Origin of the sequence: Salinimicrobium sediminilitoris (genome assembly GCF_020866905.1) — a bacterium.
Classification (GTDB): Bacteria; Bacteroidota; Bacteroidia; order Flavobacteriales; family Flavobacteriaceae; genus Salinimicrobium; species Salinimicrobium sediminilitoris.
This window is the reverse complement of sequence record NZ_JAIVCC010000013.1, coordinates 128193-139900: the sequence shown is the minus strand read 5'-3', so window position 1 is coordinate 139900 and position 11708 is coordinate 128193. Positions and strand designations below refer to the sequence as shown.

Annotated in this window: 9 protein-coding genes; 7 read left to right on the top strand and 2 right to left on the bottom strand. The window is 37.2% G+C overall.

Annotated features, from left to right (window positions below):
• The first annotated feature begins 2 nt into the window (after positions 1-2).
• Positions 3-3131, top strand: coding sequence for a glycoside hydrolase family 2 TIM barrel-domain containing protein (locus tag LA313_RS11975; RefSeq protein WP_228915257.1), 3129 nt, complete (start codon positions 3-5; stop codon positions 3129-3131).
• Between the two features lie 288 nt (positions 3132-3419).
• Here LA313_RS11975 and LA313_RS11970 read toward each other — a convergent pair whose 3' ends face one another.
• Positions 3420-3914: a hypothetical protein gene (locus LA313_RS11970; protein ID WP_228915256.1), complete on the bottom strand. Its 495-nt coding sequence runs from the start codon at positions 3912-3914 to the stop codon at positions 3420-3422.
• A 1008-nt stretch (positions 3915-4922) separates the two neighbouring features.
• Between LA313_RS11970 and LA313_RS11965 the strand changes: the two genes are divergently transcribed.
• From LA313_RS11965 to LA313_RS11955, 3 genes are all read left to right on the top strand, one after another.
• Positions 4923-5474, top strand: a complete 552-nt coding sequence (locus tag LA313_RS11965; RefSeq protein ID WP_228915254.1) for a hypothetical protein — start codon at positions 4923-4925, stop codon at positions 5472-5474.
• A 157-nt stretch (positions 5475-5631) separates the two neighbouring features.
• The gene (locus tag LA313_RS11960) at positions 5632-6936 is read left to right on the top strand and encodes a biosynthetic peptidoglycan transglycosylase (protein ID WP_228915252.1); all 1305 of its coding nucleotides are present in this window, start codon (positions 5632-5634) and stop codon (positions 6934-6936) included.
• A gap of 116 nt (positions 6937-7052) precedes the next feature.
• Positions 7053-7628 (top strand): hypothetical protein, encoded by a 576-nt coding sequence (locus LA313_RS11955; RefSeq protein ID WP_228915250.1) that lies wholly within the window; start codon positions 7053-7055, stop codon positions 7626-7628.
• A gap of 71 nt (positions 7629-7699) precedes the next feature.
• Here LA313_RS11955 and LA313_RS11950 read toward each other — a convergent pair whose 3' ends face one another.
• On the bottom strand, positions 7700-8959 hold the full coding sequence (locus tag LA313_RS11950; RefSeq protein ID WP_228915243.1) for a site-specific integrase: 1260 nt from the start codon (positions 8957-8959) through the stop codon (positions 7700-7702).
• Positions 8960-9404: 445 nt separating this feature from the next.
• On the opposite strand from LA313_RS11950, the gene LA313_RS11945 reads away from it, so the two are divergent.
• The 3 genes from LA313_RS11945 to LA313_RS11935 all read left to right on the top strand — a co-directional run bounded on the left by LA313_RS11945 (position 9405) and on the right by LA313_RS11935 (position 11669).
• A complete protein-coding gene (locus tag LA313_RS11945; protein ID WP_228915241.1) occupies positions 9405-10664 on the top strand; it encodes a tyrosine-type recombinase/integrase in 1260 nt (419 codons plus the stop codon).
• Positions 10665-11300 (top strand): hypothetical protein, encoded by a 636-nt coding sequence (locus tag LA313_RS11940; protein WP_228915239.1) that lies wholly within the window; start codon positions 10665-10667, stop codon positions 11298-11300.
• Between the two features lie 87 nt (positions 11301-11387).
• Positions 11388-11669: a helix-turn-helix domain-containing protein gene (locus tag LA313_RS11935; RefSeq protein WP_228915237.1), complete on the top strand. Its 282-nt coding sequence runs from the start codon at positions 11388-11390 to the stop codon at positions 11667-11669.
• Positions 11670-11708: the final 39 nt, after the last annotated feature.

Below are 11708 nucleotides of genomic sequence, written 5' to 3'. Positions count from 1 at the left end.
TTATGAAAATATATTACGGATTTTTTATTCTCTTCTTTATCAGCTTTACCGGTGAGGCGCAGGAGAGGCAACCACATGAAGATCATCAGGTTTTTCAAATAAATCGTCTGGAACCAAGGGCAGATTTTTTTGCGTATGAATCTTCAGAAAAAGCTTCCGAAGCAGATAAAACACTTTCCGGGAGATATCTTAGCCTGAATGGAAAATGGGATTTTAAATGGGTTCGTTCTCCAAAAGACCGACCCACCGACTTTTTTGAACCAGGGCTTAACAGCTCAGACTGGAAAACAATAGAAGTTCCCGGGAATTGGGAGACCCAGGGTTTTGGGTTTCCCATTTATTTGGACGAGCGTTATCCATTTGATAATACCTGGCCCGATGTGCCACAGGATTATAATCCTGTAGGTAGTTACCGCAAAACCTTTTCAGTTCCAAAAGAATGGGAGGATCAACGGGTAGTGCTGCATTTCGCAGCTGCCAAGGCTTTGTATGTCTATCTTAACGGCGAATTTTTAGGTTATGCCGAGGGTTCCAAAACTCCTTCGGAATTTGACCTTACCGGCAAGTTAAAAGATGGGGAGAATCTGCTTGCCATTCAAATGTACAGATGGACCGATGCCAGCTACCTCGAAAGTCAGGATTTTCTGCGAATGAGCGGAATTGAAAGAGAGGTATATCTTTATGCCGAGCCTAAAATTCATATCTCTGATCTGGATATAAAAGCAGGATTAGATAACCAGTATTCCTCCGGAATTTTTAAGACCGATCTTAGTTTAAAAAATAGCACTCCGCGTCGCGCAAACCTTGATTTAAAACTTAGTCTTAAGGATGCAGATGGTCAGGAGGTTTTTGAAGAACAACGCAGCCTGCGACTTAAAGCAGAGGAGGAGTCGGAAATCAGTTTTGCCGCCAAGTTACCTGAAGTCGCCCAATGGTCGGCCGAAATTCCTAATCTTTACACCCTGGAAGTTTCTTTAACATCCAAAAAAGGAAATAGCAGTCATCTTTCTAAAAATATTGGTTTCCGAAGCGTGGAGATAAAAGGAAATCAACTGTTGGTCAATGGCAAGGCTATTTATGTACGAGGTGTGGACAGGCATGAAACAGATCCACATACTGGTCATGTAGTAAGTCGCGAGTCTATGGAAAAAGATATCCGTTTGATGAAGCAAAACAACATCAATGCAGTGCGTAGCAGCCATTATCCAAACCATCCACATTGGTATGATCTTACAGATAAGTATGGATTATATGTCATTGATGAAGCTAATATTGAGAGTCATCCATTAGCCATTAATGAAGCGACACAAATTGGGAATGAGGGAAGTTGGATCCCAGCTCACCTGGACCGGGTAAAAAAAATGTACTATCGCGACAGGAATCATCCATCTATTATTATTTGGTCGCTTGGAAACGAAGCCGGACATGGTAAAGTATTTGAAGCCACTTATGACTGGTTAAAGGCACATGACAACAGGCCTGTACAATATGAACCTGCCGGTACGGCAGATTATACCGATATTTTTTGCCCCATGTATCCTTCCCCGCAGCGACTGATCGATTATGCAACAAGCAATCCTCAAAAACCTGCGATTATGATCGAATATGCCCATGCCATGGGAAATTCAGTAGGTAATTTACAAGATTACTGGGACATTATTGAAAATTATGAAGTGTTACAAGGTGGATTCATCTGGGATTGGGTGGACCAGGCGCTGGAATACAAATATCCCGATGGCACTCCTTACTTGGCCTATGGTTATGATTATCACCCGGACCTGCCCAACGACGGGAATTTTTTAAACAATGGCCTCGTGGATCCCTACCGTAACCCGCACCCGCACCTTATGGAAGTAAAGAAGGTTTATCAACCGGTGAACTTCGAATTTGATTCCGAATCAGGGAAGCTGAAGATGACAAATAAAAACTTTTTTCGAAGTCTGAATGATTATCAGTTGGAATGGGAACTATTGAAGAATGGGGTTGTAGCCGCTTCAGGGGAAGAAATTCTAGTGAATATAGCACCACAGAACAATACTATTTTTGAACCCGCCCTGCCGGAAGTGGATTATGCGGAAGCCGAATATATCCTGAGATTTAGCCTTAAGACTGCAAAGGAAGAGCCGTTACTTCCAAGGGGGCATGAAGTGGCCTTTGAAGAATTTGCACTTAATGATCCTCTTTTTATGTCTAAAGAAATGACTGTTGATACTTCCGGTGAAAAGACACTGAAGCTGGAATCTACACCTGACAGCTTTATTATTACAGGGGAGGATATTGAATTCAGGATCGATTCGGAAACGGGAGAATTACAGTTATGGAAATTTAAAAGAGAAGTAATGACCGAGGCTCCTATTAGGCCGCAGTTTTGGCGCGCTCCTACAGATAATGACCTTGGGAATAAAATGCATGAATGGGCTGCGATTTGGAAAGAGGCAACAGCAAAAGCTACGGCAACCTTAACAGAAAAACCAAAAAAATCTGATAATGTGGTGACTTTTAAAGTGGGTTATGATCTCCCTAAAAAGGTGGCAAAGGTGGAAGTGCAATATACTGTTTCCCCTGACGGAGTCCTGAAGCTCGATTATAAATTTGAGCCTTTGCAGGAGGATTTGCCAAATATTCCAAGGTTGGGAATGTACCTGCTGCTTCCAAATAAATTTTCCGAAATGTCCTGGTACGGGAAGGGACCGGAAGAAAGTTACTGGGATAGAAAAACAGGTCAAAAAACCGGGATTTTTGGAGGCAAAATTGTTGACCAGTTTCATCGCTACTCCCGTCCTCAGGAAACCGGAAATAAAACCGAAGTACGTTGGATGCAGGTGCAGGCAAAAAATCACATTTTACAGGCCACAGCACTGGACAACTTTCTTCACGCTAGTGTATGGCCTTTCGCAATGGTAGAAATTGATCTTCAGGAAGATGAAATAGAGACTTCTGCTTCGGGGCTTGTTCCTGTAACGCGAAAGCACGGAGCCGACATAAAGACTGGAGAGGTAGTGCAATGGAACATAGATCACCTTCAAATGGGAGTCGGGGGAGATACATCCTGGGGGCGTCATGTGCATCCTGAATATACAATTCCCGCTAACCAAAAGTATGAGTATTCTTTTGAACTAAAACCTTTTTGAAAAGCGTGAAAGAAAAATAAATTATTATAGGTGGGAAGCCGGTTTCGAAATGAATTTGTTGAATAATAGGAAGAGACCGGCTATAATTTCCTAAGAGATTGGGGTAAAATGTTTAGGTACATTTTTACCCCTTTAATTTTAAAGAAACAGACGGTTGATTTGGATTCTATTAGTAGAATCTTTTACTAAGTATTATGGGTATATAAGAATTAAATTTTTTTGTTGAGAATGTGGTGGCACTCTCTGTTTACAAATTATACTAACCCGCTGGTCAAAACAGTCCAGGTTTTACCACATGTCCTTTTTCTTAAAATATTCTATGCCTTCAAATGCAGCTAACTTTGCAAGTTTTATAGTTTCAAACTGCTTCTTCCCATAAAATTCTCCAATCTTGCACCGGAATTTTTTTGTCCTTTTATCCCTGAAGATTACTACAAGGTGATCTTTCACTTTTACGAATAAATTACCATTTTTACTTGCCTTCCATTCTTTTCTTAACCAGTTAATCCTTCTTTGAGCTTTGTGCCTTAACCTCTGTTCCTGTTTTTTTGGATTAACATAATCACTGGTCATTTTTTCCGCGCATACACAACCTACTTTTAACTCTTGAGAAAATGCTTTATGGCTGACAACATGAACAAATCTTATTCTTTCATTATTACACATCATACATGTCTCATAATCTGTTTCATCGACAGATTCCCCTTCTTCTCTGATGTCATAGACATATTCTAAATTCCAACCTTTATGCGGAATTTCTGGTATGTTCCAATAGGTATTCAAAAGATAGATAATTGAAACATTGATTGTTAAAAATTACTAACAATATAAGAAAGATCTCCTGCAAATGCTACCTCGATTTTTCAAAATTAATCGGTTAATTATTCTCTAATTGGTTACTATAAGAATTCTGTTGAGTTAAAAAAAGAACGGCTAAGTAGCATGTGGAGCTATTTTTTCCACCCTAGTTATTCCTTAGAAGGATTAGGGGAGAAAGCAAGAGGATGACACGCAGAGCGATGTCAAGTGATCTCCCCCCTTTGTACATAAGTCTTCTCATATTCTACCTGGAAGGTTTATTACTAAACTTGCGGAAAAGGCAATGAGAAGCCCTATAAAAAGAGATATAATTTTGGAAACCATTACTAAAATGAAGATTCCAGGCCTCACAACATAGTATTAGTTCGATAGATATGGGGGCTTGCAGCACTTCGCTGCGCTTCGTTCGCTTCTCTTATAATCATAGATGAGGAAAATAAGCTATATTGACTTACATTAAATTTCTTAGGTACTTTTAAGATGACAATCCCTAATTATAAGCAAATTGAAATTTCGAAAATTCACCGTGCCTCGGATCGGAAAAAAAGAAGTGTATTTTAAAGGGCTGCAACAATTATGCTATAAATTCTCATCTTCTTCAGAGGAATGGGATACTAAGCAATATATCAGAAAACGGACACCTCATAGAAAGAAGAATTATAGATGCAAACCGATTTACTCGCCATGAATCACCCTTTGAATTTAAAAAAGTCGGTTTAAAGAATGCTCTGTCCAAACCTTTACTTTGCAACCATCATGATTCGTCAATCTTTAAGGAAATCGAAAATGGACAACCAGATTTGGAATAGTATAACTACATTGAATAACACAAATTGCGGATACCTTTTAAAAAGGGCATTGTTGGCTACCTTTCAAAAACAAGGATTAACGGATAAATTTGTGTATCCTAAGCCGCAACATGCGTTTTTCGAGACGGTGGGCGTAATTAAAAAAATCTTCATCAGATAATTAATGGAATTTTCACAATTAGATTTTATTGAAATAAGAAACTGGATTTTGCTTGTAGTAGGACTAATTGGTATTGTAATAACACTAAGAACTTTTAGAAATTCGACAAAACGGAGGAAAATTGATAATACCTATAAAACTCTTGAATTTTTACGTGATCATATTGGAATAGGAGAAATAAATAAATTTATAGAACTATTTCAAGCCAATAATGAAATATCAGGAGTGAAATATAATGAATTCCGATTTGAAGATGGACAAACCGACACTATTGAAAACATGTTTTCAGAGGGCGGATGTGGTAACGGTGAAATTCATAATATGATAGAACTTTTCAATTTAATTTCACCAACACTTCAAAAGTTGGAGACTAAAATCATATGGTACGAATACGGACAAATAATGATAAAGATCCATAGCTGGACAAAGTATTTGCAAGGTCTTGAACCAAAAGATAAGAGAAAATCTTTTTATTCTGACTTTAATTCTTATATGGACAAAAATTGGAAAAAAATGCTAAATGAACCGACTAAAACTTATATCTATGCTGAATAATACTACGCCCAACGATTATAAAACAATGCTTAGATCAGTCTCGAATCGAAAATCCGTGCTAGCTTGCATAGCGGATTGTCCTGCGGACAATAATGCTCGCCCGCTCGCACGGTTTTCATACAGGATGTTGGGGGTAATTAAAGAATAACAGGACAAATTGGACAACGAAGCAGAACAGTATTATCCGACCTACAATTTTAAACCTGAAAATCGGGATGTTGTTCTATTAGAGTTTGAGGAAGCTCAAAAAATTGCAAACGGACAAACCAAAGTTTATGGACAAGTAACTAACATTCTTTTAGCTGTTGTTACTGTTTTAATCCCGTTATTTTTTAATCTCGATAAAAAAAATAACCATGCCTTTAATCTTATTAAGGAAAACGCTCTGTTCTTTTCGACTATTATTTTTCTATTCGGTGCATTATTACTTCGCTATTTTGTGGACTTGCAAAAACAAATAACAATTAACGGAAGAAAAGTAGTAACGTTAAGGGCGATGCTTGGGCTTGACTATGGACGCATTCATTTAACGCTCCCCAATTGGCGAGTAGAAGGAGCTACAAATCCTTTCGCTATTAAATATTTCAACGGTTGGTTGATGTTTCAAAGCATGCCGTTTTGGGTTTTAGCAATCGGCGTAAATGCTATTTGGTGGTTAACAACTAATGACAGAACGGCATTTCCAGTTACAATAAACGATACAATAATTTTTAGAGTTCCTTGGCTGACAGGAAATTTTATCATTTCTATTGCTTACTTGTTAGTTTTTCGACGCAACCTAAATGACACCCACGAGACGAGTTTTCTCAACATTGGGAGGTTCTTAGCCAATCTTATTCGCTATCATTTAATCGACAACTTCGAATATGTTATCTACAGGGCAAAACTTGAAGTTGTTGAAATGTCACGACTAAATGTAAATTTTGAGAACCTTAAATCCATACTAATTGATATTGAAGACAAAAGTTTTTATTCAAATAAAGGTGTATCAATCAAGGCAATTATTAGGGGAAGCCTAAGCCAAATTAAACCTTTTCGGAAAGCATTTAGATTAATAGAAAGTGGCGGCTCCACAATAACAATGCAGCTTGCTAGAACTTTATTTATTCCTTCAAACCAAAACAAATATTTGAGAAAGTTTTTTGAGATTTGGATTGCTTTGTGGTTGCAAAGAAAATTTACTAAAAAAGAGATCTTGGACTTATACGTCGTGTCAGTGAGATATGACTATGGAGTTATGGGACTTTCCAAGGCCATTAAACATTTTTATGGGGACATTAAAAGGAAAAAATTAACTCCAGAAGAGAGCTTTGTTTTAGTGGAAAGATTATCAAATGTTACCGGAACTCATAGACAAGATAGGATTGACTTTTTAATATCCAAATCAACTGTCAAATTAGACAGTGGTAAAATTAATATCATCTATAAAACATTAAAAGAACAAGGAAAAATAAAGAAATAACTATCGCCAAGAACGTGTAAAAACATGCTAGAGCCAGTCTCAAATCGAAACTTCCTGCAAGCAAGCGAGCGAGCACAGTTTTTACACGGGAAATTAGCTCATAACGATCCAGGACTATGGAAATAATATTTATACCGAAACATACTTCAGATGATCTAATGAATTTTCCTATTGAGGAAATCGAATCATCATTTTTGGAAGAGATTAAAAAGGATCTAGAATTCCTAGATGCCGATTTCGAATTAAAAGAGGTCAATTTAGGTACAGGAGCGGATTGGGCTTTAATATTGGCGGTTTTAAATGGAGTAACGACCGTATTTCTATTAGGGGATAAAATTGAAAAAGGTATAGAAGGTTGGTTGAAGATTGGGAAAAGGTTAAAATCACTTTTTCAAAAAACAGACGCTATTTATATAGATTTGGAAGCTGCCAAACTTATTGCTCTACAATATTTAGCAGAGAGGTATGATTTAAAGTCATTTTCCATAGTAAAAGAATCGACAGAAGAAGTTCTAAATTTAAGCGGAATGTTGGGAGACAGAAAACCATGGGATTTTATCGCTAAACCTTTCAGTATTTATTTTTTAACCTTTAGAATTAATGATAATGTCAAGACAATGCTTGCTGTTCGATCGGATGGCAAGATAAAAGAGTTATACAGCTACGATGAAAACTTTTGGCATCCATTTTAAAGGCTTTAAGGTTACTTTTTTACTGTCCGTCCTGTCATTCGAAAAGATCGGTCTACTTCAAGGGAATTATTCTATTCTTCTTTCTGTTTTTCAGAAATAGATTTTATTTCCTCCTTTTCTAAAAGTTTAATCTTTAGTGCCTTCATGTCATCACTAATTTTCCTATCAACAATTTTAGCATAATGCTGTGTGGTTCTAAGATCCTTATGACCCAACATCTTGCTAACAGATTCAATGGGGACACCATTGGTTAGAGTAATGGTAGTTGCAAATGTATGCCGCGCCAGGTGAGTGGTGAGAGGCTTAACAATTCCGCACATCATGGCGATTTCTTTTAAAAATGCGTTTGATTTTTGGTTACTGAGAACGGGAAGGATGCAGTTTCCTTTCCTCACTTCCGGGTGGTCTTGATAGCGCTCTATTATTTCTTCGGCAATAGGTAATAGAGGAATACTGCTAAGAGACTTTGTTTTGGTTCTTTTGATGCGAATCCATTTCCCTCCGTCTATACCTTTGGTAATATCGGCGCTGCTGAGTTTTTTCACATCAGAATATGCCAGGCCGGTATAGCAGCTAAAGACAAACATGTCTCGCACAAGTTTTAAGCGATCGAGGTGCAGGTCTTTATCTACCAGTTTTTGAACTTCTTCTTCATTAAGATATTCACGTTCCACCGTTTCAAACTGAACCTTATAATTATAGAATGGATCCCGGTCCATCCATTGATTGGCTAAAGCGATTCTAATTATCTTTTTGAAGTTGTTGACATACTTCAACGCCGAATTATGATTGCACTCCCGTTTGGTCTTGAGGAAATATTCAAATTTTGAGATGAATTGATGATCAATATTTTTCATTCGGTAATCATCAGTTTTATATTCTTCATGAATAAATTGTTCAACATGATTATAACAAGTCCAATAGCGTTTAGCAGTACTGTTTGAAATACTTTTATTGGAGAGTCTATCCATCTGCTCATTGTGTTCCTTAAAAACTTCTAGGGTCATCCTGGACTTGTGCTTTGTTTCTCCTTTCAATTCTTGGATCATCCGTGAAGCAGTAATGATTTCATCATTATCAGATAATATTTGATGAATTTTGTTAAGCTTGTGGCGGATATTATTAATATGAGTATTGATTTCTTTTTCAGTTGGATTATTACCCATCACTTTTTCCATTTTTATATTCCAGAATTCAGGTTGGATTCTACGGGTAATACTATATTCTTTTCTCTTTCTGTTGACGGTTAGTCTGAGAAAAATTGGTGCTAAGCCACGTTTATCTAGCTTATTTTTTACAATGTGGAAGTGGGTGTGGAAATCTGTTTTCATACGTTTGATCAATTTTAGGTCTCGTTTGGTCTCTCAAAGTACCTAAAAAGAGCATACGATTTAAAACTTTAACTTTGTGTAAATAACTGGAAAATAAGCCTTTGTGGGCTTAGCGAGACCTGTTTTTTAGTTTCGAAACAGGTCACCGTATTGGTCTCGCTTCAGGTGGAATTAATTGATATTAAATGATGTTATTAAAAATGAAAAACCCCGTAAATACTGGGTTTACGGGGTTTTTGTTATTGGAACTCGTCCAAAAAGTGGAGTCGGAGGCTATCGAACTAATTTTATATTAATTTCATTCATCCCTTATCTTTGCTGTGTTATCCCTTGATTTTGTTGATAAACTTAATCTTATTATCATTTGAATTTATAGTAAGTTTATGTAATATTGTCACCGATCCTGTCACCTAATATTGTCACCTGATCTATAAAACATAATCAAATGACCAGCACATTTTACCTCAAAGAACCCAACTCGAAAAAGGAATCATTGATATATTTCTCCTGCTATTTTAAGGAGGAGGGGAAAAAATTCGTGTATTCCACAGGAGAAAGAATTTTACCTGCTCATTGGGATCAGGAAGGGCGTATTCCGACTACTAAAGGAAAAAGTAAGGCAGCTAATCGGGGAGTGATAAAAGGGCAATTAGATCGCTATTCAGCCGTCTTTAATGAAATTCGTAACCGCTGCCTCTCCATGCAGGTAGATTTCACCTCCAGACTTCTTAAAAAAGAGTTTGATGAAAAATTCAAAAAGGCACCAGGAGGAAAGAACATTTTTTTTGATGCCTATGATGAATTTACGGACCAAAAGACCAAGAATCAAGAATGGAAACCTTCTACAGCGAAGCGGTATAAGAACATAAAGAATATCCTAAAGGAGTTTGAAAAGGATCGGAAGTACAAGATGACCTTTAATGCAATTACGGGCAAGTTTCACGCTGAATTCACGGACTATTGTATGGGTGAAAAGAAGCATGTGAATAATACTTACTCCAGAAACTTCGGACTTTTTAAGACCTTCATGTTATGGGCTCTCAAAAATGGCTATACCTATAATGAAGAATTTAAGGAGATGCAGAAGGTTCCCAAGGTGATCATTCCCCAGGTAGCATTACAGAAATCTGACCTGGAAAAGCTGATGCAACATGACTTCAAAAATGAGCGACTTGAAAGAGTAAGAGATGTGTTCGTTTTCGCATGTGTGACCGGATTAAGGTTTGGTGAATTAGGATTAGTTTCCAAAACCAATGTTTCAGGTGATACGCTGCACTTGAAAGAGGAGAAAGGAGCGGAGAAAGAGGTAAGGACTATACCTCTTAATGATTTGGCTCTTTACCTGCTTAAAAAATATAAATACAAATTACCTCTAATTGCTAACCAGAAGCAGAATGAATACATCAAAGAGGTTTTTGAAAAAGCGGGGTATGATCATGAAATAGAAAGAGTGGTAATCAGGGGAAAACAGGTGCAAAGGATCCCGGTTTTATTTAAGGATAGGGTAAGTACCCACACCGCCAGAAGAACCTTTATTACAATGCTTAAGAGGGACGGTAAAAGTGATAAACTTATATCGAAGATCACCGGACATAGGGATTTAAAGACATTGAATCAATATTACCAGGTGGATGATGATGCCAAAAAAGAAGCCGTTGCAGAGACTTTTAAGATTAATTTCCAAACCGTAAAGAAAGCTGAGTAGATGAGCCAGGAAACATTTTTTACTCTGTCCGAGTATAAGGAGAATTATGAGCGACTCAAAGACCTATTTGTTGAGGCCTATGTGGATAATGATGAAGAAGAATTCATTTCCCTACAAATTGATTGGTATCAAAGATGCTTAGAAAATACCAAGCTTAAACATGGCTTTGCTGGTGATACCATTGGGTGGTTTCCGAAAAGCGTATTGGATGGTAATGGCGTCATATGGGAGATTAATGAAAGAATTAGAAATGAAAACGGAGGAATAGACCAGATCGCTGCACAAAATCTTAGTGTTAGTTTTGGTAAAATTTTAAATTTTCTAAAACAAGAGTTGAATAAGCCTAAAGCAAAATTAACGGCAGCCGGTGCTATGCTTTATCATTTTGTTCTTCAAAAATCAAAATTAGAACCTTATTTCCCAGATGGAGGTAAGAAGAAAGCTATTGAATCCTTGACCATACGCTACGGACTTTCATATGACAATTTAAAAAATAAATATAATGTGATAATGCCGAGTGATGGAAAAAGAGGATATTCCAAAAAAGATGCCGAAGCGGTTCGTTACCTTATAATTACTCATAACCCTACCGCCTTACCTGTCTTTGAAGATATAACTAAACATATCTTATTTTAAATTGAGGTACCCTACCTAAGTATACCTGCTCCCCTTTACGTTTGCTGTTATTCGGAATTTTGTTTCATCAATTTTAAATAACAGCAGATGAAATTAGTATTCGACGTTGAACCACTTCAACAAATCTACAGCCAACTCGAAAGGCTGGAACAGAAATTAGACCGATTAGAAGGTCAGAATCAAAAGGTAAAAAAACGGTCCATAAAAGAATTGGCAGATCATTGCGGAGTAGCAGAGCTTACGGTACGCAATTGGATCACCGATGGTAAGGTTAAGGCAAAACGTCTTGGCCGAAGGATCTTCATAGAAGAAGCAGAATTTCAGAAAGCCCTTTCTGAAGTTAAATCAATCAAGTACAAGAGAAATTAATAACCGGAGGCCATTCGCTTCGGGTTATTGATCGATTTA

Coding starts and splice junctions, on each gene's coding strand:
- LA313_RS11975 (WP_228915257.1), top strand. CDS start 3: ATGAAAATATATTACGGATTTTTTATTCTCTTCTTTATCAGCTTTACC.
- LA313_RS11965 (WP_228915254.1), top strand. CDS start 4,923: ATGGAATTTTCACAATTAGATTTTATTGAAATAAGAAACTGGATTTTG.
- LA313_RS11955 (WP_228915250.1), top strand. CDS start 7,053: ATGGAAATAATATTTATACCGAAACATACTTCAGATGATCTAATGAAT.
- LA313_RS11950 (WP_228915243.1), bottom strand. CDS start 8,959: ATGAAAACAGATTTCCACACCCACTTCCACATTGTAAAAAATAAGCTA.
- LA313_RS11945 (WP_228915241.1), top strand. CDS start 9,405: ATGACCAGCACATTTTACCTCAAAGAACCCAACTCGAAAAAGGAATCA.
- LA313_RS11940 (WP_228915239.1), top strand. CDS start 10,665: ATGAGCCAGGAAACATTTTTTACTCTGTCCGAGTATAAGGAGAATTAT.
- LA313_RS11935 (WP_228915237.1), top strand. CDS start 11,388: ATGAAATTAGTATTCGACGTTGAACCACTTCAACAAATCTACAGCCAA.